Genomic DNA, 24775 nt, shown 5'->3' with positions numbered 1-24775 from the left:
TAACCATTGTGAACACCATTACCAAAGGAGACATGCCATGGGGCGTGTAGAAGGAAAAGTCGCTTTCATTACCGGAGCAGCCCGGGGACAGGGCCGCAGCCATGCCGTCCGACTGGCGCAGGAGGGCGCTGACATCATCGCCGTTGATCTCTGCGACGCCATTCCGGACATCGCATATCCCTCAGCGACGGAGGAGGACCTGGAGCAAACGGTTAAGGAGGTGGAGGCCTTGGGCCGGCGGATCATTGCAGCCAAGGCCGACGTCCGGGACCGAGTCGCTTTGCAGCAGGCTCTGGACGCGGGGGTGTCCGAATTCGGCCACCTCGACGTAGTGGTGGCCAACGCAGGAATCATGATCATGAGGCAGTGGGACGAGGTGACTCCGGAAATCTGGCAGGACACCATCAGCACCAACCTCACCGGCGCGTGGAACACCGTACAGCTGGCGGCGCCGTATCTGGTGCAGGCCGGCGGCGGGTCCATCATCCTCACCAGCTCCTCCGCGGGCTTGAAGGGGCTTCCGTTCCTCTCCCACTACGTTGCCTCGAAGCACGGCGTCGTCGGACTGATGCACGCCTTCGCCACCGAGCTCGCCGAACACCACATCCGGGTCAACTCCGTTCACCCAGCCGGCGTGGACACTCCCATGTCGGCCGGGGACGGACTGGCCGCCATGAACGCGATGTTCGCAGCACATCCGCGTGTCGGCGGCATGTTGACCAATCTCCTGCCGGTGGAACTGGTTCAGCCCGAGGACATTGCCAATGCCGTCCTCTTCCTGGCCTCTGACGAGGCCCGCTACGTCACATCACTGGCTATGACCGTCGACGCCGGCGTCACTCAGTACTAGTTCCACACTTCCGGTTCCGCAGCATCAGCCGACACAACCACCCGAAAGGAGCACGCGATGGGGCGTGTAGAAGGAAAGGTCGCATTCATTACCGGAGTAGCCCGGGGGCAGGGCCGCAGCCACGCGATCCGGCTCGCGCAGGAGGGCGCTGACATCATCGCCGTCGATCTCTGCGACACCATCCCGGGCATCGGATATCCCTCTTCCACCGAGGAGGACCTGGCCCAAACGGTGAAGGAAGTGGAAGCCCTGGACCGGCGGATCATCGCCACCAAGGCCGACGTCCGTGACCGGGCCGCCCTGCAGCGGGCGATCGACACCGGGGTGGCAGAGCTGGGCCGGCTGGACATTGTCGTGGCCAACGCCGGGATCTGCATCATGAAGCCGTGGGATGAGGTGACCCCGGAAATCTGGGAGGAAACTGTCGGCACCAACCTCACCGGTGTGTGGAACACCGTGCAGCTGGCGGCCCCGCATCTGGTTCGGGCCGGCGGCGGAGCCGTCGTCCTCACCAGTTCCGCGGCGGGCCTGAAGGGACTGCCGTTCCTGACCCCGTACGTCGCTGCCAAGCACGGCGTTGTCGGACTGATGCATGCCTTCGCCACCGAACTCGCCGAACACCACATCCGGGTCAATTCCGTCCACCCAACCGGCGTGGACACCCCGATGGCCTCAGGCGACGGCATGGCCGCCATGGGCGGGATGCTCACCGACCATCCGCGCGTCGCTGGCATGATGACCAACCTGCTGCCCGTGGACATCACCCAGCCGGTGGACATCAGCAACGCCGTCCTCTTCCTGGCCTCCGATGAGGCCCGCTATGTCACCTCACTAACAATGACCGTCGACGCCGGAAACACCCAGTACTAATCCGCACCATCAACCGATTGGAGCACCAAATGGGACGTGTAGAAGGAAAAGTCGCTTTTATTACCGGTGCGGCACGGGGGCAGGGCCGCTCCCACGCCATTCGCCTGGCTGAAGAGGGCGCAGACATCATTGCGATCGACATCTGCGGGCAGGTCAGCTCTGTGCCCTACAGCATGGCGACCACCCAGGATCTGGAACAGACAGTCAAAGACGTCGAAGCCCTCGACCGGAGGATCGTCGCCATCGAAGCCGATGTTCGCGACTACACCGCCTTGAAGGCAGCGCTGGACGAGGGCGTTGCGGAACTGGGACGGTTGGACATCGTCAGTGCGAACGCCGGAATTTTCTCGATGGGCCGCATGGAGGAGATCAGCGAAGAATCCTGGCAGGACATGATGGACATCAACCTCACCGGCGTGTGGCATACAGCCAAAGCAGCCATTCCCCATCTGAAGGCCGGGGGCAACGGCGGATCCATCATCCTGACCAGCTCAGGGGCCGGCATCAAAGCGTCCCAGAACATTGGCCATTATGTGGCAGCCAAAACCGGTGTGATTGGTCTGATGAGAACCCTGGCCTTGGAACTGGCACCGGACATGATCCGGGTGAACTCACTCCATCCATCCACGGTGGCCACGGACATGGTCCTGAACGAGCCCACATACCGTCTGTTCCGGCCGGATCTGGAAAACCCGCAAAAGGAAGATGTCATGGCAGCGTTCGCTGCCGTAAATCCCCTGCCCGTCGCGTTGCTTGACGCACGGGACATCAGCAACGCGCTGCTGTTCCTTGCTTCAGACGAGGCCCGCTACATCACCGGAGTAACGTTCCCGATTGACGCCGGCGTCCTGCTCAAATGATCACCGCGCCAACCAGGCCGCACCAGCACCAGCACCAGCACCAGCACCAGCACCAGCACCAGGAAAGGAAACACCATGGGAACCCTTGAAGGAAAAGTCGCATTCATCACCGGTGCTGCCCGCGGGCAGGGCCGCAGCCACGCGCTCCGGCTGGCCCGGGAGGGCGCCGACATCATCGCCGTCGATCTCTGCGGCCCGGTGGACAGCGTCACCGATTTCTATCCGCCGGCCACTCCGGAGGACCTGAAGGAGACCGTCCGGCAGGTCGAGGCCCTGGACCGCCGGATCGTGGCAATGGAAGCGGATGTCCGGGACATCGAGGCGCTGACGGCGGCAGTCAATCAGGGAGTGGCGCAGCTGGGCCGGCTGGACATCGTAGTGGCCAACGCCGGGATTTTTACCTTCGGCCCTGACACGCACAAGGTTGACGAGCAGTCCTGGCAGGACCTCATGGACATCAACGTCACCGGCGTCTGGCACACCTACAAGGCCGCCGCCGAACACCTGATCGCTTCGGGCGCCGGCGGATCGGTGGTCATCATTTCATCCCTCGCCGGGTTCAAGGGACTGGCAAACGTTGCCGCATACACCACCACCAAGCACGCCGTGGTGGGCCTGATGAAGTCGCTGGCCAACGAGCTCGGCCCGCTGGGAATCCGGGTCAACACCATCCATCCGAACTCCGTCGACACCCTGATGGTGAAGAACCGGAAGACCTACCAGCTGTTCCGGCCCGAGTTGGACGATCCGCAGGCTGCGGATGCCGAGGCGGCCTTCGCCGGCACCAATCCGATGGGCAAGGCCTGGATCGAGCCCGAACATGTGTCCAACGCCGTCGCATGGCTGGCTTCCGACCAGTCCTTCTACGTCACCGGTGGCCAAATCCCCGTCGACGCCGGCGGGGCCGTCCGCTAAAGCAGCCGGAGCGAAAGGAACTCCCAGTGCAAGCAATGGAAATCTCCGACACCCGGGACCGGATCGCCGCGCACCTCGTCGGCCGCGAGCGGGAGCTGGAATTGACCCTCGCGGCCGTCGCAGCCGGCCGGGACATCGTGTTGGAGGGCCCCCCGGGAACCAGCAAGACCACCATGCTCCGGGCCATCACCCGGGAATGGGGCATTCCGCTGCTTTTCGTCGAGGGCAACGCCGACCTCACCCCCGCCAAACTAGTGGGCCACCACAACCCCGCACGGGTGCTCCGCGAGGACTACAGCGCCGACAACTTTGTCGCCGGACCGTTGGTGGAAGCCATGCAGACAGGCGGGTTCCTCTACATCGAGGAGTTCAACCGTGCCCCGGAGGACACTCTGAACACCCTGCTGACCGCGATGGCCGACCGCTCCATAGCGGTTCCGCGGGTGGGCAGCATCACCGCGCGCCCAACCTTCCGCGTGATCGCCTCTATGAACCCCTACGACAACATGGGCACCACCCGGCTGTCCACCTCGGTGCATGACCGCCTGAACCGACTTTCCATCGGCTACCAGGACGACGACGCCGAGCGCGGCATTGTTGCGCTGCGTACCGAGGCGAACGGGCCGCTGGGCCGTGCATTGACCACTGACGCAGTGGCCGTCACCCGGGCCACGCGCGTGCATCCGGATGTCCGGCAGGGCTCCAGCGTGCGTGGAGCCATCGACTGCGTGCTGGTAGCCCTGCAGCTGGCAAGCCTGCGCGGAGTCCCGGGTGCCGGGACCGAGGGCTACCAAAGCATGGTTTACGACGCCATGGTTGTCTCGCTCTCCGGCCGGATCCATCTGGACGAAGCCGCCGACAGCACACCGGAACGCGTACTCCGGGAGATCTGGGAGGACCACTTCATCCTCAACCCGGCAGCGGCAGCACCCGGATGAAGAGAAGTGGCAGCCGATTCGCCGGTGGTCCGGCGCACCTCCCGGCAGTCTCAAAGCCGCACTCCGCTGCGCCGGACGCCGAAGCAGCTGACCGAGGAGCCCACCGTGTTTGAACCGGCGCCCAGCGGCGGCAGCGGTGTCGTCATCCGCCCGGCCTCTTCCCGCCGTCGGGTTCCGGGCGCTGCTCCTCCGCCGGGGACGTCACGCCCGGGCTTTACCGATGAGTCGGCCGCCCTGGTGGCAGCCGGGATTTCGGACGCTCCGGTGGATCCGGCAGTGCGTGCACGGGTACGGCAGATCGCCGCGCTTTTGTCGGTGCCTCGGCCGCGTCGTACCTCCACAAGGCACCGGGGCGGCGGGGTGCTGGCCAGCCTGCCCTACCGCGGCGGCACCGACGAGATCGATCTGGACCGGACCCTGGAGGTGCTGGCGGAACGGCCAGTGCCGGAGGATGAAGACATTGTGGTCCGGGACCGGATCCGGACCCGCCGCAGCGTGGTGCTGGCGGTCGATGTGTCCGGCTCAATGAAAGGTGAGCGGCTGCAGACGATGGCTGCCGCCGTCGGTGCGCTGGCGTCCGAGCTGCACCGGGATGCGCTGGCCGTGATTGCTTTCTGGTCCGATGCCGCATTGCTGCTGCCCTTGGGCGGTGAACTGAAGCCTCTGGAGCTGGTGGATACCCTGCTGCGGATGCCGGCGCGGGGACTGACGAACGTCAGTTTTCCGCTCGAGCTCGCACATCGGGAACTGGCCCGGCAACCGGTCCGGGACGCTCGTGTACTGCTGCTCTCGGATTGCGTCCACAATGCCGGCCCCGATCCGCGACTGGCCGCAACCCGGCTGCCACGGCTTGACGTGCTGATCGACATCAGCGCCGAGACGGACGTCGCTCTGGGCCGGGAACTGGCCCAGGCGGGCCGCGGTACCCCCCGCACCATCCGCAACTACCGGGACATTGCCCCCGCCATCAGCGCGGTGTTCCGCACATGAGAGCCACGGAACCCGTTTCCCGCGGCGCCCCTGCCCTGCCCAGTTCCGCCCCAGCCCTGCCCAGTCTCACCGAAGGAAGGAAATGCCATGTTCAGGAACCCATGGTTTGAAACTGTTGCCGAAGCGCAGCGGCGCGCCAAAAGAAGGCTCCCAAAGTCCGTTTACGGTGCCCTGGTGGCCGGGTCCGAACGCGGGGTGACCGTTGATGACAACATTGCCGCTTACTCCGAACTGGGGTTCGCTCCGCATGTGGTCGGCCAGACCGCCAAGCGAGACCTCTCCACCACGGTCATGGGCCACCAAATCTCCCTGCCGGTGATTATCTCCCCCACCGGTGTGCAGGCGGTGCATCCGGACGGCGAGGTGGCGGTGGCACGGGCCGCCGCCGCCCGGGGCACCGTCATGAGCCTCAGTTCTTTTGCCAGCAAACCGGTGGAGGAGGTGGCTGCCGCCGGTTCGCAGCTGTTCTTCCAGATGTATTGGAGCGGCACGCGGGAGGTGATGCTGCAGCGGATGGAACGGGCCAGGGCCGCCGGTGCCACCGGCCTGATTTCCACCCTGGACTGGTCCTTCTCCAACGGACGCGACTGGGGCAGCCCGGTTATCCCAGAGAAGATGACCGTTAAGGCAATGGCACGGCTCGCTCCTGAAGTCCTGCCCCATCCACGCTGGCTGCTGGACTTCGCCAAATCAGGCCGGGTACCGGACCTTACCGCGCCGAACGTCACACCGCCCGGGGGTGCGGCACCCACATTTTTCGGCGCCTACGGCGAGTGGATGCAGACTCCCCCTCCCACATGGGAGGATGTCGCCTGGCTGCGGGAGGCGTGGGGCGGACCGTTCATGCTCAAGGGCGTCTCCCGGGTTGATGACGCGCGCCGGGCCGTGGATATCGGCGTCAGCGCGCTCTCCGTGTCCAACCACGGAGGCAACAACCTCGACGGCACTCCGGCGACGATCCGGCTCCTTCCCTCGGTCGCCGAGGCTGTCGGCGACCAAGTGGAGGTACTGCTCGACGGCGGAATCCGGCGCGGGTCCGACGTCGCCAAGGCTCTGGCCCTGGGCGCGCGGGCCGTGATGATTGGCCGCGCTTACCTCTGGGGGCTGGCTGCGAACGGGCAAATCGGCGTGGAGAATGTCCTGGAAATCCTGCACGGCGGGCTGGATTCTGCGCTGCGCGGGCTGGGCCATTCCTCGATCCACGAACTCAGCACCCGGGACTTGGTCATCCCGCCGGGGTTCACCCGCGCATTGGGGATGTCGCTGCCGGTCCGGGAGCCCTGAATGCAGGAGGTCCATCTTCCGGAAGAGCTGGCGGCGCTGCCCTGGCCGGATGTGCCCGGTGGCGCCACGGTGCTGATTCCGGCGGGGTCCACCGAGCAGCACGGCCCGCATCTGCCGCTGGATACCGACACCGTCATTGCGGCAGCCGTGGCCCGGGGCGTGGCCGCCGAACTGGGCGGGCAGAAGCGCCAGGGCCGCGTCGTCGTCGCTCCTGCCCTGCCCTACGGCGCCAGTGGCGAGCACCAGCAGTTTCCCGGCACTGTGTCGTTGGGCACTGACGCCCTGCAAAGCGTGGTGATTGAGCTGGTGCGGTCACTGTCCACTTGGGCCGGGCGCATCATTTTCGTGAATGCGCACGGCGGCAACACCACCGCCCTGGCCCGCGCCGTTACCCGGCTGACCGGAGAAGGGCACACTGTCAGCTGGGTTCCCTGCCTGGCCGGCGCCGTCGACGCGCACGCCGGACGGACCGAGACCTCGCTGATGCTGCATCTGGTTCCGGAGTCCGTGGACACCGGAAGGGCTGTCCGGGGCAATACCGCAGCCCTCGCCGACCTAATGCCGGCCATGGCCGCCGGCGGGGTGGCTGCGGTGTCAGCGTCGGGGATCCTGGGCAATCCCGAGGGCGCCTCCGCGGCGGAGGGCGCCGACCTGCTGCATGGTGCCGTGGCCTCGGTGCTGGCGCGGATGGCGGGAGCGGCGGACCGGCACGGCTGCCTGCAGTCCGCCGGAGCGGCCATATGACCGCGCTGCCGCCGGGGTTCCGGGTGCGGCTGGCCGGGGGTGTCCGGGTCAGCGGCCGGGGAACCGTCCTGACTGGAGGCGCCCCGCTCCGGGTGCTGTTTTTGGGCCCTGCGGCCCAGACGCTGCTGGCGGACCGGGAGTTGACGGTGGTGGACCGGCGTTCCCGGGCATTGGTGGACAAGCTGCTCGGTTTTGGCATGGCGGAGCCTGTACTGGCATCGCTGCCGGATGTGGATCCTGAGCTAGTGACGTATGTGGTGCCGGTGCGGGACCGGCCCGAAGCCCTGGACCGACTGCTGCAAAGCATCGGGTCGGGCAAGGCGGTGATAGTGGTCGACGACGCCTCCCTGGACGCTGACGCCGTCGCCGTCACGGCGGCCGCCCACGGTGCGCAGTATGTTCCGTTGGCCGTGAACGGCGGACCCGCCGTCGCCCGCAATGCTGGGCTGCGCCGGGTTCTGACGCCTTTTGTGGTGTTTGCTGACTCGGACATGGTGCTGGATCCGCAGACGGTGCCGATGCTGCTGCGCCACTTCGCCGATCCGCAGGTGGCGCTGGCCGCGCCGCGCATCTTGGGCTGGAACGCGGGGCCGGACGCCGGCTGGATCTGCCGGTACGAGGATTCACGCTCCTCGCTGGATCTGGGAACCCGTTCCTCGCTGGTTCATCCCCGCTCACCCGTGTCGTGGTTGCCAGCCGCTTGCCTGGTGGGACGGGTGGACGCGCTGGGATCCGGCTTCAGCCCGGAACTCCGGGTCGCCGAGGACGTGGATCTGGTCTGGAACTTGGTTGCCGGGGGTTGGCGCGTTCGCTACGAGGCCTCCGTCGCGGCGCGGCATGAGCACCGCAGGGAACTGCTGCCGTGGCTGGTGCGGAAGGCGTTTTACGGCACGGGAGCCCACGAATTGGCCCTCCGGCACGGATCCAACGTGGCTCCGGCGGTTCTCTCGCCGTGGAGTGCCGCTCTGGTTGCGGCGCTTTTGGCGCAGCGGCGCTGGTCGCTGCCCGCTGCAGCAGCACTGACCGCCTTTACGGCGCTTCGCCTGGCCGGCAAACTGCGGCGCAGCCCGCATCCGATTCTTCTCGGCGTTTCGCTCGCGGGGCGGGGCGCCGTCGCCGCGCTGGGGCAGACCTCGGCGCTGCTGCTGCGGCACTGGTGGCCGCTGGCCGCCGCGGGCTGCCTGCTTTCACGCCGCCTCCGGCGGGCGGTGCTGGCGGCAGCGCTGGCTGACACCACCGTCGAATATCTGCGCACCGGAGCGGACCTGGACCTCCTCCGCTTTGCCGCCGCCCGACGCCTCGACGATCTGGCCTACGGTGCGGGAGTGTGGCTGGGCGCGCTCCGGGGCCGGTCACTGCGGGCACTGCTGCCCGAAATCACCGGCCGCCGGAGGCAGTGACCGCCTTAGTGGATGGCCACGCCGTCGGGCAGTTCATTGGTGGGCCGGCGGACCAGGAATGACGCTGCCACGGCCACCAGGGAGATGACTGCGCCCCAGAAGAAGGCGGTGTGCACGCCGGCGGCCGCGGCCGGGACAGCAGCGACGCCGTCGCTCAGTGCCGCCGTGGTGCCCGTGGTCATCAGGGTGATGAAGACCGCGGTGCCGATGGCTCCGGCCAGCTGCTGCACGGTGTTGATGATCGCGCTGCCGTGGGAGTAGAGCGACTTATGCAGTGAGCCCAGCGCCGAAGTGAAGAGCGGGGTGAAAATGAACCCGAGGCCGGTGTTCAGCAGGCAATGAAGGACGATCACGACTACGACGGGGCTGCCTTCGTCCAGCGTCGTCATGCCCCACAGGGCGGCGCTAAGGACCACGGCGCCGGGAATGACCAGCGGACGGGGACCGAACCTGTCGAAGAGCCCGCCGACGATCGGCGAGAGAATCGCCATCACGGCGCCGCCCGGCAGAAGCAGCAGGCCGGTGTTCAGGGTGCTCAGGCCCAGCACGTTCTGGAGGTACAGCGGCAGGACAATCAGGCAGCCGAACAGGGCCATCATGCTGACCACAAACAGGACAATGGCGACGACGAAGGGCTTGCTGGCAAAGGTGCGCAGGTCCATCAGCGCCCGGTCGGTGCGCTGAAGCACCAGCTGCCGGGAGATGAATCCGGCCATCGCCAAGGCACCGACGGTAATCGGAATCCACAGCGGCATCAGTGCCTTGCCCTCGGCGGCTTCGCCGATGCTGCTCAGGCCGAAGATCAGCCCACCGAACGCGAAGGTGGACAGCACGATCGAAAGCACGTCGAACGGCACCCGTTTGGTTTCAGTGAGGTTCTGGACCTTCAGCGCGCCCACCACGAGGGAGAGCAGGGCGATCGGCAGGACCAGCCAGAACATCCAGCGCCAGTCCAGAACGCTGAGGATGATGCCCGAGACCGTGGGGCCGATGGCCGGGGCCACCCCGATGACGATTGAAATTGTGCCCATCATGCGTCCGCGCCGGTGGGCGGGGACGGCGTTCAGGACCGTCGTCATCAGCAGGGGCAGCATGATGGCGGTTCCACCTGCCTGGATGACGCGGCCGGCCAGCAGCGTGCCGAATCCCGGAGCCAGTGCGGCCAGCAGGGTTCCGGTGCTGAACAGGGACATGGCAGTCATGAACAGGCCCCGCATGGAGAAGCGCTGCAGCAGGAAACCGGTGGCGGGAATGACCACGGCCATGGTGAGCATGAAACCGGTGGTCAGCCACTGGGCGGTGCCGGCGGTGATGTTCAGGTCAGCCATGAGCCGCGGCAGGGCCACGCTCATGATGGTTTCGTTCAGGATGACCACGAAGGACGAGACCAGCAGGAGCGCGATCACTGTCTTGGTCCGCGAATCCAGTGCATCGGGGGCGGGAACGCGTCCGGCGCGGCGTGTTTTGCCGGCTGCTGTCCCGGTTGTTTTCGTGGCTGACGCCGCGTGGGACGGGGGCTGCGGCTCCGGCGGCAGCGGTTCCGAGGAGACGGCGGAAGGCGGGTTTTGGCTCAAAAGAGAGAAATCCTGTTCACGGTGGGATGTGGATGGGGCCGGGTCTTGCCCGAGCTGCAATCCTATCCGGACCCCAAAGACGGCGGGCGCATCCCGCCCGGCGGGTGTTCCATCTGCTAGCGCTGCCACGCCGCCCAGAGCCCGGCGTAGGCGCCGCGGTGCGCCAGGAGCTCGGCGTGGCTGCCCTGCTCGAGAATTCTGCCGGCGTCCATCATGATCACGCGGTCGGCGGCGGCGGCCTGGGTGAGGCGGTGTGCGACCACCACTGCTGTCCGTCCCCGCATGACGGCGGTGGCTGCCGCTTCCAGCACTCCGGCCTCGGCGCTGCCCGCTTCCGCCGTGGCCTCATCCAGGATCAGCACCGCCGGATCCGCCAGCCACGCGCGGGCCAGCGCCAGCTGCGCGGCCTGCCCGGGAGTCAGGGCGTGGCCCGACTCGCCGATAACCGTTGCCGTTCCTCTCTCCAGGGCCGCCACCCAGGGTGCTGCGCCCACCAGTTCCAGGGCGCGGTCGACGTCGGCGGCGGTCGCGTCCGGCCGGGCCAGCCGCAGATCGTCGATCAGCGGTCCGGCGAAAACATGGGGTTCCTGCGCCACAAGCACTGTCCGCGGCGTTTCCCGGGCCGTTGTGTCCGGGCCGGTCGGCCCGCTCGGGACTGCCGGGCCGCGCCGGATGGCCCCTTCCGCCGGGGTCAGCACCCCGGCGATCAGGGCTGCCAGCGTGGATTTCCCGGCACCGCTGGGCCCCACCAGGGCGATGTGCTCCCGATCGGCAATGGTCAGCGAGACGTTGTCCAGGACCGTGGTGCTGCCGTACCGGTGCGTGAGGTTCTCCACCGCCACTTCCCCGGCTGCCGTCAGGTCCGCTGTTGCCGTCCCTCCCCCGGAGCCGGCAGGCTGAGGTGCTCCGGCAGGCTTGCGCTTGGCTGTGCCCGGTCCGGCCTCCGCTCCGGCCAGGCCGGCAATGCGCGCCAGGCTGGCCGCTGCGGACTGAATTTCGTCGAAGCTGGAAATGATGATCCCCAGCGGGTTGAACAGCCGGTGGAAGTACAGGGCGGCCGCCGTTACGGCTCCCACGGTGACGATCTCGGCCGAGGAGAGCAGGAAGCCGGTGAGCAGGATCATTCCCAGCCCGGTAAGCTCCGCAATGTTCAGCCACTTGCTCCAGCCCGTGTAGAACCAGAGAGCGCCGCGGGAAATGTCGCGGGCCTTTGCCGAGGCGGTGCTGATCTTTCCTGCGTATGCCTCCTCCGCCCTGTAGGCCTGCAGAGTGGCCACCCCGGCCAGCGAGGCCGTGACCACCTCGGCGCGTTCGGCAAAGGCGACCCGCTCGGCGGCATAGCGGGGTGCCGCGCGCGGCAGGTACCAGCGCAGCGCAAAGTAGTAGACCGGAACGGCGCACAACCCGGCCAGCGCCAGTCTGGGGTCGAGCGCGGCCAGCCCGGCAACAGTGAGCACCACGGTGAGGACGGCGCCGATCCAGGGTGCCAGCAGCGCGGTCACGGCCTGGCTGACGACGGCGACGTCGTCGCCCACCCGGCTCAGCACGTCACCGTGGCCGCTCGCTTCCACGGTTTCCCCGGGCAGTTCCAACGCCCGGGTGAGGGCCGTTTCGCGCATGCCGGCCAGCAGGCGTTGCCCCAGCCGGGACACACAGGCGGCGCTCACGGCGGTCAGTCCCGCCGCGGCCACGCCGGCGGCGACCAGGACGGCCACCAGCCCGATCAGCCGGTCTTCCGCCGCACCCGCAGCGTCCGGGCCCGCCGTCATCGCCTCCAGAACGGTGTTGGTGATCGCCCCGATAAGCCAGGGCGCCGCCAGGCCGCAGCCCGCGGCAGCCAGGCACAGCAGCAGCGCGGCGGCGGCGAGGACAGGCATCGAGCGCAACTGCCCGTCCAGCATCGCCAGCGTCTGCCGCCGTCCGGCGATCGGCAGCGGAACGGCTGCTCCCTGCCCCGTGCGGGCGCCGGGGTCCATGGCACCGGGATGGGTGTCCGGCACGGACTTCAGGTCGGAATTCAGGGCGTCCGGTCCGGCGGTCATCGCAGCACCGCCTTTCGGTAGTCGGAGCTGCCATCCAGCAGTTCAAGGTGGGTGCCGGCGGCAACCACGTGTCCGCCGCGCAGCAGGACGACACGGTCGGTCAGCGCCAGCAGGGCCGGACTGGCGGTTGCCACCACGGTGACCCTTCCGCCGTCCCGGCCGTGGCGCAGGCTTCGAATGCCGCGGGCAATGCTCTGCTCCGTGACGGAATCCACGGCACTGGTGGGATCGCTCAGCACCAGCAGCGGCGGATCGGCGTGAAGCGCCCGGGCCAGTGCCAGGCGCTGCCGCTGGCCCCCGGAGAAGGAAAGCCCCCGCTCGGTGACGCGTGAGTCCAGACCGTCGTCGAGGGCAGCCACCACGTCGTGGGCGTGGGCGGCTGCCAGGGCTGCCGCCATCCGGCGTGTTTCGGCGGCGAAGGTGTCTGACCCGGCGCCTGTCCCCGCGCCCGTCCCCGCGAGGGCCAGGTTCGACGCAACAGTTCCGGCGAAGAGGTCGCAGTGGTGGGGCTCCAGATGGACTCGGGATGTGGGCACCGCGGAGCCGATCAGACCGTAGAGCAGCTCAACGCTCTGCGCATCGGCAACCAGGCCCACCATTTCACCCGGTTTCAGGTGCAGCAGCTCCCGGCCGTCAGCGGTGCGGATGGAGAGATCCGGAACGAGCTGGTCACGGAACGGCTGGTCCGAGCCGCTGGAAGGCTCGGCGTCGGGCTCGGCATGCACTGCGGCGATCCGGTCGGCACCGGCATGTGCGGCGGCCCGCTGCTGCAGGAACATCCCCACGTGGCCGAGCGGTTCGGCAATGAACTGCGCCGCGCCAACCGCAGCGATGAAGCCGCCCAGCGAGATCTCTCCGCGCAGGGCCAGCAGGCCGGCTGCAGCCACGGCCACCGCAAGAACCAGGGTGCTGCCCAGCGCGGTCGCGGCCAGCTGGACGGCCCGGGTATTGCCGGAGCGGATGCCGTCCGCCAGCGCCCGGCGGCTCACGTTCCGGTATCTGGCGGCCGCCTGCTGCTGCGCGCCGAGGCCGTGCAGCGCGCGCAGCCCGCCGAGCAGGTCAGCGGCCAGCGCGGACGTGGCGGCCAGGCTTTCCTGCTGTGCGGCGGTGCGCCGGGACAGCAGCGGAGAGACGAGGTTCAGCCCGACGGTAATTCCCACGGCGACTCCCACCAGCAGCAGCCCCAGCCGGACGTCGATGCTGAGCAGGACGCCGCAGCTGACAGCCAGGGCGGCGGCCGCGCCCCAGAGTCCGGAGACATAGGCAACCGCCTGGGAGGCCACATCGGCGTCGGACGTGGAGATGGACAGCAGTTCGCCCCGGGGCCGGGAAGCTCCCCGCGGCCGGTGCCGGAGGAAGTGCCCGGCCAGCTCGGAACGGAGCGTGTGCGCTTCGTCCTGGGCGGCGCCGTAGGCGTACCGCGCGGCCCAGCGCCAGCACATGGTCAGGGTGAGGAACAACGCGGTCAGCGCCGCCAGGCAGAGCACCAGCACTCCGGGGTTCCGGCTCACGACCGCCAGGTCCACCGTCCAGCCGATTGCCACGGGGACCAGCGCTTCGCAGGTTTGGTGCCCCATGATCAGCAGTGAGGAAAGGACGAGGCGTCGGCGGTTGCGGCGCAGGCCCGCGCGCAGCAGCTGCCGCCCGGAGGTGGCTGCTGCGGCGGCTGCTGACGTGGCTGCGGCGGGAGAAGTTTGGAAGGTCATGACAGTGGCCTGCTCCGGAAACCGGCGGCCTGCCGGGCTCCGGAGCAGCGTAATTCTTTCTGGGAGAGCGTGCTAACGGCCGTCTGTGGCTGCGGGACGACGTCGTCGAGCACCAGGTTCAGGGTTTCGACGGTACCGGCGGTGGCACCGCTCCTGATCGTACCGGCCAAAATCAGCCGGCCCGCTCCGGCCGCAGCGCGGCACGCGTGGCCACCGCGATGGATCCCGTCCCCAGGACCGCCGTTGCGCCAATGAGCAGCAGATAGGCCAGCGGCGGAATGGTCGGCAACGGCTGCCCGGAGACACTGACCGCAATGCCCATCAGCGGCGGCACTGCGAGCGCCGTTCCCAGCACGACGGCGATTCCCGCCACCGCAACCGATTCCAGCCCGGTCATCCGGCGCAGCTGCGCGTCCGAGGCCCCTAAGGTGCGCAGCAGCAGCATCTCGGGCCGGCGCCGGGCCGTTGCCATCACCAGAGTGTTGACCACTGACACGCCCAGATATCCCAGCAGGACCAGCATCGCCAGAATGGAAACCCACGACTCGGCGTTCCGCTCCGCGGCTCCGGCAGCGCCGAGCTCCTCCCGGTCCAGGATTGTCAGGCCAAGATCGCTGACCGCGGCGTTCAGTCCCCCGGGATCCGTTCCCGGCTCAGCGGTGACCAGCAAGTAGTCGTTCAGGCCAGTGGTGATGTGGCTGCGCAGCGTGTCATTGGCCACCGCGACGTCGCCGAACCCCAGTCCCCGCTCGTAGGTGGCGACGACGACGGCGGTCGCCTTGGTTCCGTCGCCGTAGTGGAAGGAAAACTCCCCGCCCGGCGCCGTGCCGGATTCCCGGGCCAGGTCCGCGCTCAGGGCTACGGTTCCCGGATCGGCCAGCCGGTCCAGGGACCCCTCCCGCACATCGAGGTCCAGGGCACCGTGCAGATCCTGCGGCGTCAGGCCCTGAACGGCGTAGGACTGCATGCCGTCCTCCATTCCCAGGAACCGGGTTTCGGCGAGGATGGCGGAACGGGCCACCGGTGAGACGGTTCCCACCCCGGGGACCGCAGCCACCGTTTCGGCGAGCTCGTTGGAGATCCCCGAACCCGGTGCGCTGACCAGGTACCCGGCCACCATTCCGTCGCCGGACTGCCGCTTGGCCTCCGTTTCAATCGTGGCCGGCATAAAGAACTGCACCGATCCGAGCGCAATCGCCAGCGTCAGGGGAACGATCCCTGCGGCGAGTCGGCGCGGGAAAGCGCTGGCAGCGGCCTCCGCCAGGACCAGGGAAGCGGAGGCGTGGCGGCGCATTAGTGGTTGCACCAGTTTCAGCGCGCCGGTCACCAGCCAGGGGCCGAGGACGCCGGCGCCGATCACCAGGAGCAGGATGCCGGAGGCCGCCGCGGCCAATCCTGCGGCGCCCGGAACGGCAACCGGCACCGCTGACGCGAACAAACCCCCGCCCAGCAGGGTCAGGCCGGTGATGACGCGCCCACGGCCCAGAGAGGATTTCTCCGTTACCGCCTCACGCAGCGCTGTTGTGGGTGCCGCGCGGACCGTTCCGCGGGCGGCGACGAGCGAGGCAGCGACCGCTGCGGCGATGCTGATCAGGACAGCGGCGAGCGCCGGAAGCGGACTGAAGGCCAGCTGGAAGTATTCCGGAAGGACGTCGGCCGCAGTGAACCGCTCCCCCAGGAAACCGGCAAGCCAGTAGCCGGGAACCGCACCCAGGACGGCAGCGGCGCCGGAAACCAGCAGGACTTCACGGACCACGATGCCCAGTGTCTGGTTTGCCCCGGCCCCGACGGCCCGCAGCATCGCGAACTCCCGCCGGCGCCCCAGGACGGACAGCGAGAGGGTGCCCGCGGTGACAAAGACCGCGGTCATCAGGGCCACCCCGGCCAACGAGCCGCTGAACAGCAGCAGCGCGGACCGGGCAGCCGATCCGCCGAGGTTCTCCACGTCACCGCGCCGGTCGCCGATGTAGCCCACGACGCCCGTCACCTGCGCCTCGATGGCAGCCGCGAGCTGTTTCGGCTCGACGCCGGGCTCGGTTATCACGCCCACCGTCGCCACCGTCTCGCCGTGCGGCCACAGGGCCGCCGCGCCCGCGGAGCTGAAGAAGACGGCGGGGGACGCCGAGCCGGTATCCCCCGCCTCCGGGGCGGCGATGCCGGACACCGTGTATTCCGTTGGAACGCCGCCGTGGGCAAGGACGAGCCGGCTGCCCGGAACCGCTTCAAAGGAGCCGTCCACCACCACGTCGGTGGCCTGCTGCGGAGGCTTCCCGGAGGACAGCCTGTACGGTGCCAGGGCAGCCGATTCCCAGGCAGCCGCGGAAACCGCCGTACCGTCCGTGGTGGCCAGCGGAAGCTCGATGGTGCCCACCGCCCGTTCCACCCCGGGAACGGCGCGTATGTCAGCGACCGCACCGGAGGGAAGCAGGACGCGTTCGGCGAAGGGGGCGTCCATGTCCTCCACCACCGGCAGCGCCTGCGGGGCGCCCACTACGACGTCGGCGCCCTGCAGCCGCTGCGGGGCCGTGCCGCCGCGAAGCCCGGTTTCGATGAGGACGCCCATGGCCGTGATGAGCCCGGCGCACAGGAACACGGCCACAAAAACCCCGGCGAATCCGCCGCGGTGGTGCCGGATGGATGCTTTGGCAAGAGCAAACATGTCAGCGCTCCCCCAGGTAGGCCATGCGTTCGGTGACGTCGCGGGCGGTGGCACCGCTCATGCTGCCGTCGAGGCGTCCGTCGGCGAGGAAAATGACTGTGTCAGCAGAGCCGGCCGCCACCGGATCATGGGTGACCATGACAACCGTCTGTCCCAGGACCGAGACGGTGTGCCGCAGCAGGTCCAGCACCTGGCGTGCCGTGCCGGAGTCCAAAGCGCCGGTGGGTTCGTCGGCGAAAACAGCGTCCGGGCGGGTAATCAGCGCCCGCGCGATCGCCGCCCTCTGCTGCTGCCCGCCGGAGAGTTCCTGCGGCTTCCGCTCCCCCAGCCCGGCCAGACCCACGGCGTCCATAACGTAGTCGAGCCAGGCGGAGTCGGTGCCGCGCCCGGCCAGCAGCAGCGGCAGCGTGACGTTCCGGACCACTGACAGTTGGGGCAGCAGGTTGTAGGACTGGAACACGAAGCCGACATGATCCCGGCGGAAGCGGGTCAGTGCCTTGCTGCCCAGGCGCGAAATCTCGGTGGTGCCCAGCAGGACACGGCCGCTGTCCGGCGTGTCCAGACCGGCGGCGCACTGCAGCAGCGTGCTTTTGCCGGACCCGGAGGGCCCCATGACCGCGGTGAAGGTTCCGGCCGGAACGGCCAGCGACACCTCCCGCAGGGCCGGCACGCCCGCGGTGCCGGAACGGTAGCTTTTGGACACGCCCTGCAGCTGCAGGGCAGCGGGGCCGGAGAATTCTGCGGCATCGGAAAACATGGGTTCATCCCTTGGTCGGCGGTTCTTATCGGCGGTGGAGGTCTTCAACGGAGGTTGTGATCCGCGGTGCAGGTGCTGCCTTCGACGCTACGGAGGACGAACCCGAGGTCCGATACAGCCAGCACCCCAATCCGGGGTATAGCTGGCTATACCGACAGCCGTTTCGGCGTCGGGCATAATTCAACGGGTGAGCTTCCCGAGCAGAACCAGTCTGGAGACCCGTGCCCGGGATTTGCGGTTCCTGGTGTGCGAGGGCGGGTATTGGCTGGCGTCGCTGGGCATCCTGCTCGCCGGCATCGTGTTGCTTCCGTTCGTCGCCCTGGGCGTGGGCCTGTACGCCGTTCCGAGCCTCCTGGAAATGCTCAACCGGGTGGCCGCCCGGGCGCAGGGACGCGCAGCCGGATTCTCTTCCGCGGTTCTTCCGTTTGACCGGCGCCGCCTCACCGGCCGGCACTCCTTCACTGAGCTGGCCGCCCTGCTCAGCTCTCCGGAGACTCGCCGTGATGTGGCCTGGCTTCTGTTCCACTGCGCGTTTGCCGTGCCGGCCGCCGCCCTCGCTCTCGCGCTGCCCGTTGGTGCGGTGCTGTACGTGGTGGCCGCCCCCTTCTGGCCCCTGTTTCCGCCGGAAGCGCCGCTGGAGCTGACAGTCGCCGTCACAAGTTGGACCGACGCCCTCCTGATGATCCTGCTGGGACTGGGCTACGCCGTCGCCGCCTGGCTGCTGCTGCCCTGGATGGCGCGACGGATCAGCGACGCAACCCTGGGCATTCTGTCCCCCCGGCGGTTCGCGGAGCTGTCCCGGCGCATCTCCGACCTGTCCGCTGCCCGGGCCAATGCCCTCGCCGCCCACGCGGCGGAACTGCGGCGCATCGAGCGGGAACTGCACGACGGCGCGCAGAACCGCCTCGTCGGCGTCGTCATGATGCTCGGGCTGGCACAGCGGGCTGCCGAAACGGATCCGGCGGCGGCAATGCCTTTTCTTGGGCGCGCGCAGGATGCCGCCGCCGAAGCCCTGGCCGGCCTGCGGGCGGCAGTACACGATATTTATCCGCCGGTCCTGGACGAACTGGGGCTGGGCGGGGCCGCCGCTTCGCTGACCAGCCGGTCACCGGTTCCGTGTTCCCTGAATACCAGCGGCCTGCGGCGGGCTCCCGCCGCGGTGGAGGCGGCAGCGTACTTTGTCCTCGCTGAAGCCCTGACCAACGCGGCAAAGCACGCCGACGCGTCACGGATTGACGTGGTTCTGCAAACCGAATCATCGCCGCGGGAGGACATTCTGGTGATCCAAGTGAACGACGACGGCCGAGGCGGCGCGCGGGCAGGTTCGCCTGAGACCGCAGGGTCGGCTGAGGCCGCCGGCCGCTCGGGCACGGGACTGGCCGGGATCGCCCGGCGGGCGGCGGCCTTCGGCGGCAAGCTGGTCCTGGCCAGCCCCGACGGAGGGCCCACTGTTGTGAGGGTAGAACTGCCATGCGCCTTCTGATAGCCGAAGACGACGCCCTTCTGCGGGCGGGCTTGGAACTGCTGCTGCAGGGCGAAGGATTCGAGGTGGTCGGTTCCGCCGACAACGCCGAGGACCTGCTTGCGGCCTTTGAGCCGGGGAGCGCCGACGGTGCGGTGCTGGACGTGCGGATGCCGCCGTCGTACACCAATGAAGGCCTGCGTGCGGCCTTGGAACTCCGCTCCCGGGTGCCCAATTTTCCCGTGCTCGTCCTCTCCGCCTATGTGGAGGACCGCTACGCCGGGCGGTTGCTTGCCTCCGGCGCGCAGGGCGTGGGCTACCTGCTCAAGGAACGTGTGGGCAAGGTCGGCGACTTTGTGGACGGCCTAAAGCGGGTGCTGGACGGCGGAACGGTGATGGACCCGGAGGTCATTGCGCAGCTGTTCAGCCGACGCAGCACCCAGGATCCCATTCGGTCGCTGACCCCGCGGGAATTCGAGGTGCTGGGGCTGGTGGCCGAGGGGCTCGGCAATGCCGCCATTGCGCAGGCAATTTCAGTCTCAGAGACCGCCGTCAGCAAGCATATTGGCAACATCTTCGCGAAGCTGGGACTTTCGCCGCTGGACAACGGGCACCGTCGGGTCCTGGCTGCCCTGGCCTATCTGCGGTCCTAGCCCGCCTGCCGTCCCGGAGCATCACCTGATGAATTCGCCGGGACCAGGTTGCATTTCACCGGGGATGATTTTTCGTGTCTTTTCACGCCTTTTGTTTCCGTCGGCACCGAACCTGCCCGCCGAGCGGCCGACTTCCGCGCCGCCGGGCGTTCTGCCGCCGCAGCACCCGGGCAAGGACGGTAGGCTAAGAGTGCTCCCAGCGCGTTGATATATTGCGATCCGGCCAGATCACGAAAGAAGAGAAGAATTATGCCAGCGCCTCAGCGAACCGATGCCGACAGCATTCGCCAGGATTTAGGATTCCTCACCGTCGCGGAAGTCCTGCAGCTGTGCGCTACCCAGCAGATACTCGACCCGTCATCGACCTTGATTTCACGAAGAGCTCAGCTCGGCGAAGGCAATGTGCTGTATCCCGGAGTGGTTATCCAGGTGGATGACCAGAGTTCCTGCGTTATCGGACACCGGAATGTTTTCCATCCAGGCACCTTTCTCACCGCCGAGCACGGTGGAATGCTCCTCCTGGGCTCCGAAATCACGCTGGGGCCCGGCGGAGTCCAGCTCAAGGCGGGCCGGACCCATGCCGTGGCAGTGGGCGACGGCGCACGGCTGGCCAACGGGCCCGTGGTGACCGGCCGGTCAGTGCTTGGCACCGGCTCACAGATCATGGGTGCCGTCGAAGCGGATTCAGTGGTTCTCGCCGACGGCGGAGACTTCCGCTCAAATCCGGCGGAGAAGCGCGGTGCTGTCCTTAGGGGAACGGGGCTCGCCCGCGGACTGAGGCTGGCTCCCGGCGAACTGGTTCAGGGCTTTGGCAACTTCGCGACAGCCAACGTCGTACGCCAGACCGATTCGCCCGCCTGATCCCTCCGGTCCAGGCCGCTCCGGGCTGCAATTACCAAGAGGCGGCACCCAGGTGAAAATGCGAGCTCCGTTACTAAATAGTTACCTTTGCGTAATCGTCTTGTAGCGTAGTGGTCGTGCCGTTATCTGAAGCGGCTCCCTTGGCTTGTTACCTAGCTCTGCCGCTGGTCAAGGTCCACAGATATAAACACTTCGGCAGAGGCGGGGGAACCATAAACGGGTTCCTTTGAATCCTTGGGGTTAAGTCAGCCGAAGGTTTCTTTAGCTGACCGGGTGACTCCCATCCGCATCCGACAGCTCACCTCGCAGGTATCGGGAGAGGTAACTCATTGTCTTTCAATAACACTCGTGGACGCCACCGTGCCAACAACGCCGGGCTCCTGGCCGCAGTTGCCAACGCCACCAACGGCAAAGCACGCACCATCGGCAGCGCCGCTACCGTCATGGCCGCAGGCTCCACTCTGCTGCTCGGCATGGCCGCTCCGGCCTCGGCCGGCGTCATCGCCAACGACTCAGCCGAGTCCTACAGCGCACCGGCCCCTGTAGCCGCACCCGCCGCTGTAACCGCTCCCGTTGAGGCCCCGGCATCTGCAGGATCCACTCACGTGGTTCAGTCCGGCGATACGCTCAGCAAGATTGCTGCAACGTACGGCGTCAACCTGAACGACATCCTGGCGCAGAACGGCCTTGCGCTGGACTCCATCATCTACCCCGGTGATGTCATCACCTACGCCGGTGGCGCCGCCGCAGCTCCTGTTGCTGCTCCTGTTGCCGCTCCTGTTGTTGCCGCTGCTCCGGCCCCCGCGGCCGAGCCTGCTGCAGCCGACTTCAGCAGCATCAGCACCCAGGCGTCCGCCGTGACTCCTGCTGCCGTAACCGGCACCAACCAGATCATGCTTGCATCCGCTCAGTCCCAGATGGGCGCCATGCAGGACTGCACCGTCCTGGTTGAGGTTGCCCTCCGGGCAGCCGGCCACTCGGTTGGCGACCTGTCCCCGGCGCAGCTTGCTGCCTACGGAACCCCGGTCACTGACCCGCAGCCCGGCGACATCGCCTTCTACGCCGACGGCGGCATGGGCTTTGCCCACATTGCCATCTACACCGGCAACGGACAGGCCATCCACAGCGGATGGAACGGCAACCAGACCGTTGAGCAGAGCGCTAACGTCGGCTCCGGCGCCGTCTACTACCGCGTAGCGTAATTTCGCAGTAGCAATCCCGCCGGAGGGCGGGAAGTGAACGGCTCGTCCTCCGGCAGCTCCACCAAAAACACCCGGCCCTTTGGCCGGGTGTTTTTGCGTGTCCGGGTGTTCTGTCCAGACGTTCTGTCCGGACGTTCCGTCCGGACGTTCCGTTTCCGGTGTCCCGTGTCGGACTGCCTTAGGTGGTCGGGGCGTCCTGCTCAGTGTTGTCCTGAGTTTCAGCGTCGTCCTGAGTTTTCGGCTCCTTGCCGGAAGCATCATCGCCGGCGGGGCCGTCGCCGTCGTCAGCAGGACCGTCGCCATCGCCTCGGATTTTGTCTCCGTCTTCGGCAGGACCGTTCCCAGGCTCGTCTCCGTCGCCCGGAATCCCGTCGTCGCCTCTGTGGTGATGCTTATGGGGGCGCCCGTCCCCATCGGTATCGGCTTCGGTTTCGGCTTCGCCGTCGGCCTCTGCGTTGGCGTCTGCGTCTGCGTCCTCGTCGTCGAGTCGCGGACGGCTCTCGGACCGGGTGTCCTGGTCCTCAGCGCTTCGGTCCTCGGCGTCCTGGTCCTCGGCGCCCTGTTTGTCCGTGTCCTGCTCCCGCTGGACTTCCTGCTCGGTAACCGAGGCCTGTTCCTGGTCCCCTGAGGTATCCGCGGTGGCCACGCCGGCAAAAAAGGAGCCGACCAGCAGCGCCAGACCGCCGACGACGCCGAGTATCCACCCAAGTGGCCCTCTGGCCTTGTCCCGGAGAACCGTGGTCTTGTCCCGGAAAACCATCGTAATCTTCACCTCCGAAAGTGGTTTGCTGACGCTTCCATTCTCGGATCAGATTCTTCGAGGATTCTTAGTTCCGCTCCCGCAGTCCGCGCAGCCTCCCCCACCTGGTCCGCCGCCCGCGGATGCTGTTATCGAGCGGCAGCCGGACTTCCACGACGCCGCCGGAATCTGCTTCGTTACCGGCACGTTCACCGGCGCCGGCCGGCAAAGCACGGACGCTGCCGCCGTATCGGGCGGAAATCTCCGCAACCAGTGCCAGCCCGAGCCCATAGTGCCGCGGCTGCGCTGAGGAGCCGTCCCCGCCCTTTGAGCCTTCGGAATCATCGCCGGCTCCCTGCCGGTCCCGGCTCCGCGCCGATGCAAACCGCTCAAAGGCATGCCGGCTGAAGCCGGGCGGAAAACCGGGGCCGTCGTCGGACACCCGAATCACAGCCTCCCCGCTGTCGCTCCGAACCGAAAACCGCACGACTGATCGGCCGTAGTCCAAAGCGTTGGCCCCCAGCGCCGTAAAGACTCGCTGCAGGGCGAACTGCCCGCCAAGGACTGTCACTTCCGGGGCCGGCGCATCGAACTCCAGCGTCAGGTTCCGCCTCCGCGCCTCCGGCTCCAGGGAGCCGACGGCGGACCGGGCCAGTGCAACCAGGTTGACGGGTTCCGCCGGACCGGACTGCCGCGGATCTGCCGCCATCAGCAGGTCTTCGAGGATGCCTGTCAGCACCTTGGTGTCGGCGACGACGTCGTCCGCTGCCTGCAGAGCCTCCGGGGCAGGCGCCGAGCCGGCCGGGTCAGCCGCCAGCCGCCGCCGAAGCAACTGTGTCCGTGTGCTCAGCAGCGTCAGCGGTGTGCGCAGTTCATGGCTGGCATCAGCGACAAACCGGCGCTGCAGGGCCAGTGCCTCGGCCATTGGACGCATCGCCGCTCGCGCAGCCAGCGCTGAGACGGCTCCGGCCGCAAGGCCCGCCGCCGCGACGGAAACCGCCAGTGCCAGGGCCAGGCGGCGCAGCTGTTCGGTGGCATCATGTGTGTCAACGGCAGCCTGGACAACGTCTCCGCGGCGCTCGACCGTCAGGACCTCATAGGTGCGGCTCCCTGCCGCAACCGTGTCCCTGCGATCCAGGCCGGTAGCGGCCACTTGGGCCAGCGACTGCGTGTCCGGAAGCCCGGAGGGCATGTTGCGGGACACGGCCAGCCGACCGTCGTCGTACACGGCGAGGAACACGTCCAGCGGCGCCTCCCGGGGCGAATCAAACTCCACCGCTGATGCCAGGGTCTGCTCCGCCGCCTCGCGCGTCTGGGTGGCCACCAATCCGTAGACCAGGGTGCCGGCCAGGCCCAGCAGCACCACGACCAGCGCAGTGAACTGCACGGCGAGACGCAGGGACGCCCGGCTTAATTCACTTTGCTCCCGGCTGGCCCGGCTGGTCTGGCCGGCCCGACTGACCCGACCGGCCCGGTCGCCTTTCACGGCCACCTCATGTCCGCGTCATCTCCGCTTCATGTCCGGGCACCGAGCCGGTAACCGATGCCGCGCACGGTCAGCACGATTCCCTTGCCCAACTTGCGCCGAAGATAATGCACATACGTATCCACGACGCCGTCGTCATCCGCGTCCGGAAAGACAGCATCCAGGAGGTCAACGCGGGGAAAGACCTGTCCCGGGCGCCGGGCCAGGTGCTCCAGCAGTGCACCCTCCCGGTCCGAAAGCACCACCACCTCGCCCGTGTCGGTCGTGACGGTGCGGCCGGTGGTGTCCAGGACTCCCCCAGGCACCGGCAGGACGGGGGTCAGCGCCGCGCTCCTGCGCCGCAGCGCGCGCAGGCGCGCCAGCAGCTCATCGACGTCAAAGGGTTTGGCGAGATAGTCTTCGGCGCCCCGGTCCAGCCCTTCCACCCGGTCGGCGGGATTTCCCAGCGCCGAAAGCACCAGTGCCGGTGTGAGCACGCCGCGGCTGCGCAGCCGGGTCAGGACGTCCAGGCCTTCAACGCCGGGCAATCCTCGGTCCAGCAGCAGGACATCGAAGGAATGTGTCAGACCCTCGTGGAGGGCGCGCTGCCCGTCAAAGGCCAGGGTCACCTGGTAGCCCTCCGACTTCAGGAGCTCCGCCAGCATGCCTGCCAGGCTGCGGTCATCTTCCACGACTAGGATCCGGGGAGGCTCCGTCATCCCGGAAGTCTAGCCGCGGTCCCATCGAAACACCCGGCTGCGGAACCCGGTTCGGCCCGCTGCGGGCCAAATCAACGATCGGGCA

Annotated in this window: 21 protein-coding genes and 1 riboswitch; of the genes, 13 read left to right on the top strand and 8 right to left on the bottom strand. The window is 67.9% G+C overall.

The annotated features are described in order from the left end of the window. Positions 1 to 37 precede the first annotated feature (37 nt). The 9 genes from QNO08_RS08370 (at position 38) to mftF (ending at position 8851) form a co-directional block, all read left to right on the top strand. On the top strand, positions 38 to 850 hold the full coding sequence (locus tag QNO08_RS08370; protein WP_229966002.1) for a mycofactocin-coupled SDR family oxidoreductase: 813 nt from the start codon (positions 38 to 40) through the stop codon (positions 848 to 850). Positions 851 to 907: 57 nt separating this feature from the next. Next, complete coding sequence (locus tag QNO08_RS08365; protein ID WP_229966003.1) at positions 908 to 1720, top strand: mycofactocin-coupled SDR family oxidoreductase; 813 nt, start codon at positions 908 to 910, stop codon at positions 1718 to 1720. 29 nt (positions 1721 to 1749) lie between these two features. Next, positions 1750 to 2580: a mycofactocin-coupled SDR family oxidoreductase gene (locus tag QNO08_RS08360; protein WP_229966004.1), complete on the top strand. Its 831-nt coding sequence runs from the start codon at positions 1750 to 1752 to the stop codon at positions 2578 to 2580. Positions 2581 to 2655: 75 nt separating this feature from the next. Continuing rightward, positions 2656 to 3495 (top strand): mycofactocin-coupled SDR family oxidoreductase, encoded by an 840-nt coding sequence (locus tag QNO08_RS08355; protein WP_229966005.1) that lies wholly within the window; start codon positions 2656 to 2658, stop codon positions 3493 to 3495. 35 nt (positions 3496 to 3530) lie between these two features. Then, positions 3531 to 4433: an AAA family ATPase gene (locus tag QNO08_RS08350; protein ID WP_229966098.1), complete on the top strand. Its 903-nt coding sequence runs from the start codon at positions 3531 to 3533 to the stop codon at positions 4431 to 4433. Between the two features lie 6 nt (positions 4434 to 4439). Next, the gene (locus QNO08_RS08345; RefSeq protein ID WP_229966006.1) at positions 4440 to 5423 is read left to right on the top strand and encodes a vWA domain-containing protein; all 984 of its coding nucleotides are present in this window, start codon (positions 4440 to 4442) and stop codon (positions 5421 to 5423) included. Between the two features lie 87 nt (positions 5424 to 5510). Continuing rightward, positions 5511 to 6707, top strand: a complete 1197-nt coding sequence (gene mftD / locus QNO08_RS08340; protein ID WP_229966007.1) for a pre-mycofactocin synthase MftD — start codon at positions 5511 to 5513, stop codon at positions 6705 to 6707. Next, positions 6708 to 7451 (top strand): mycofactocin biosynthesis peptidyl-dipeptidase MftE, encoded by a 744-nt coding sequence (mftE, locus tag QNO08_RS08335; RefSeq protein WP_229966008.1) that lies wholly within the window; start codon positions 6708 to 6710, stop codon positions 7449 to 7451. Beyond that, positions 7448 to 8851: a mycofactocin biosynthesis glycosyltransferase MftF gene (gene mftF / locus QNO08_RS08330; RefSeq protein WP_229966009.1), complete on the top strand. Its 1404-nt coding sequence runs from the start codon at positions 7448 to 7450 to the stop codon at positions 8849 to 8851. Before mftE ends, mftF begins: the two co-directional genes overlap by 4 nt. A gap of 5 nt (positions 8852 to 8856) precedes the next feature. Here mftF and QNO08_RS08325 read toward each other — a convergent pair whose 3' ends face one another. The 5 genes from QNO08_RS08325 to QNO08_RS08305 form a co-directional block, all read right to left on the bottom strand. Continuing rightward, positions 8857 to 10425 (bottom strand): MDR family MFS transporter, encoded by a 1569-nt coding sequence (locus QNO08_RS08325; RefSeq protein ID WP_442860496.1) that lies wholly within the window; start codon positions 10423 to 10425, stop codon positions 8857 to 8859. A 116-nt stretch (positions 10426 to 10541) separates the two neighbouring features. Beyond that, the gene (locus tag QNO08_RS08320) at positions 10542 to 12467 is read right to left on the bottom strand and encodes an ABC transporter ATP-binding protein (protein ID WP_229966010.1); all 1926 of its coding nucleotides are present in this window, start codon (positions 12465 to 12467) and stop codon (positions 10542 to 10544) included. Beyond that, positions 12464 to 14173, bottom strand: a complete 1710-nt coding sequence (locus tag QNO08_RS08315; RefSeq protein ID WP_229966011.1) for an ABC transporter transmembrane domain-containing protein — start codon at positions 14171 to 14173, stop codon at positions 12464 to 12466. The genes QNO08_RS08320 and QNO08_RS08315 overlap by 4 nt, the downstream gene beginning before the upstream one ends. 172 nt (positions 14174 to 14345) lie before the next feature. Then, the gene (locus tag QNO08_RS08310; protein ID WP_229966012.1) at positions 14346 to 16832 is read right to left on the bottom strand and encodes an FtsX-like permease family protein; all 2487 of its coding nucleotides are present in this window, start codon (positions 16830 to 16832) and stop codon (positions 14346 to 14348) included. Position 16833: 1 nt separating this feature from the next. After that, positions 16834 to 17589, bottom strand: coding sequence for an ABC transporter ATP-binding protein (locus QNO08_RS08305; protein ID WP_229966013.1), 756 nt, complete (start codon positions 17587 to 17589; stop codon positions 16834 to 16836). A gap of 187 nt (positions 17590 to 17776) precedes the next feature. Here QNO08_RS08305 and QNO08_RS08300 point away from each other — a divergent pair, with 187 nt between their 5' ends. From QNO08_RS08300 to QNO08_RS08285, 4 genes are all read left to right on the top strand, one after another. Further along, positions 17777 to 19072 carry a sensor histidine kinase gene (locus tag QNO08_RS08300; RefSeq protein ID WP_229966014.1) on the top strand — a complete coding sequence of 432 codons (1296 nt, stop codon included), beginning with the start codon at positions 17777 to 17779 and terminating at the stop codon, positions 19070 to 19072. Beyond that, positions 19060 to 19704, top strand: coding sequence for a response regulator (locus tag QNO08_RS08295; RefSeq protein WP_229966015.1), 645 nt, complete (start codon positions 19060 to 19062; stop codon positions 19702 to 19704). The genes QNO08_RS08300 and QNO08_RS08295 overlap by 13 nt, the downstream gene beginning before the upstream one ends. 249 nt (positions 19705 to 19953) lie before the next feature. Next, positions 19954 to 20565, top strand: coding sequence for an LbetaH domain-containing protein (locus QNO08_RS08290; protein ID WP_229966016.1), 612 nt, complete (start codon positions 19954 to 19956; stop codon positions 20563 to 20565). Positions 20566 to 20744: 179 nt separating this feature from the next. Further along, positions 20745 to 20891: riboswitch (cyclic di-AMP (ydaO/yuaA leader) on the top strand. Positions 20892 to 20894: 3 nt separating this feature from the next. Beyond that, positions 20895 to 21767, top strand: a complete 873-nt coding sequence (locus QNO08_RS08285) for a C40 family peptidase (RefSeq protein WP_229966017.1) — start codon at positions 20895 to 20897, stop codon at positions 21765 to 21767. 178 nt (positions 21768 to 21945) lie between these two features. Here the strand turns inward: QNO08_RS08285 and QNO08_RS08280 are convergent, their stop codons facing one another. From QNO08_RS08280 to QNO08_RS08270, 3 genes are all read right to left on the bottom strand, one after another. After that, positions 21946 to 22527 carry a hypothetical protein gene (locus QNO08_RS08280; RefSeq protein WP_284155660.1) on the bottom strand — a complete coding sequence of 194 codons (582 nt, stop codon included), beginning with the start codon at positions 22525 to 22527 and terminating at the stop codon, positions 21946 to 21948. A gap of 67 nt (positions 22528 to 22594) precedes the next feature. Then, complete coding sequence (locus QNO08_RS08275; RefSeq protein WP_229966019.1) at positions 22595 to 23893, bottom strand: sensor histidine kinase; 1299 nt, start codon at positions 23891 to 23893, stop codon at positions 22595 to 22597. Positions 23894 to 24021: 128 nt separating this feature from the next. Continuing rightward, positions 24022 to 24690 (bottom strand): response regulator transcription factor, encoded by a 669-nt coding sequence (locus tag QNO08_RS08270; protein WP_229966020.1) that lies wholly within the window; start codon positions 24688 to 24690, stop codon positions 24022 to 24024. Between the last annotated feature and the right edge of the window lie 85 nt (positions 24691 to 24775).

It is taken from the genome of Arthrobacter sp. zg-Y820 (genome assembly GCF_030142155.1).
Taxonomy (GTDB): Bacteria; Actinomycetota; Actinomycetes; order Actinomycetales; family Micrococcaceae; genus Arthrobacter_B.
The sequence above is the reverse complement of the archived record's forward strand: the minus strand, read 5'-3'. Positions and strand labels throughout refer to the sequence as shown.

Bases quoted from the DNA above. Each gene is read 5' to 3' on its own strand.
- QNO08_RS08370 (WP_229966002.1), top strand. From the start codon at position 38: ATGGGGCGTGTAGAAGGAAAAGTCGCTTTCATTACCGGAGCAGCCCGG.
- QNO08_RS08365 (WP_229966003.1), top strand. From the start codon at position 908: ATGGGGCGTGTAGAAGGAAAGGTCGCATTCATTACCGGAGTAGCCCGG.
- QNO08_RS08360 (WP_229966004.1), top strand. From the start codon at position 1,750: ATGGGACGTGTAGAAGGAAAAGTCGCTTTTATTACCGGTGCGGCACGG.
- QNO08_RS08355 (WP_229966005.1), top strand. From the start codon at position 2,656: ATGGGAACCCTTGAAGGAAAAGTCGCATTCATCACCGGTGCTGCCCGC.
- QNO08_RS08350 (WP_229966098.1), top strand. From the start codon at position 3,531: ATGGAAATCTCCGACACCCGGGACCGGATCGCCGCGCACCTCGTCGGC.
- mftD (WP_229966007.1), top strand. From the start codon at position 5,511: ATGTTCAGGAACCCATGGTTTGAAACTGTTGCCGAAGCGCAGCGGCGC.
- mftE (WP_229966008.1), top strand. From the start codon at position 6,708: ATGCAGGAGGTCCATCTTCCGGAAGAGCTGGCGGCGCTGCCCTGGCCG.
- mftF (WP_229966009.1), top strand. From the start codon at position 7,448: ATGACCGCGCTGCCGCCGGGGTTCCGGGTGCGGCTGGCCGGGGGTGTC.
- QNO08_RS08320 (WP_229966010.1), bottom strand. From the start codon at position 12,467: ATGACCGCCGGACCGGACGCCCTGAATTCCGACCTGAAGTCCGTGCCG.
- QNO08_RS08315 (WP_229966011.1), bottom strand. From the start codon at position 14,173: ATGACCTTCCAAACTTCTCCCGCCGCAGCCACGTCAGCAGCCGCCGCA.
- QNO08_RS08310 (WP_229966012.1), bottom strand. From the start codon at position 16,832: ATGTTTGCTCTTGCCAAAGCATCCATCCGGCACCACCGCGGCGGATTC.
- QNO08_RS08305 (WP_229966013.1), bottom strand. From the start codon at position 17,589: ATGTTTTCCGATGCCGCAGAATTCTCCGGCCCCGCTGCCCTGCAGCTG.
- QNO08_RS08295 (WP_229966015.1), top strand. From the start codon at position 19,060: ATGCGCCTTCTGATAGCCGAAGACGACGCCCTTCTGCGGGCGGGCTTG.
- QNO08_RS08290 (WP_229966016.1), top strand. From the start codon at position 19,954: ATGCCAGCGCCTCAGCGAACCGATGCCGACAGCATTCGCCAGGATTTA.
- QNO08_RS08280 (WP_284155660.1), bottom strand. From the start codon at position 22,527: ATGGTTTTCCGGGACAAGACCACGGTTCTCCGGGACAAGGCCAGAGGG.
- QNO08_RS08270 (WP_229966020.1), bottom strand. From the start codon at position 24,690: ATGACGGAGCCTCCCCGGATCCTAGTCGTGGAAGATGACCGCAGCCTG.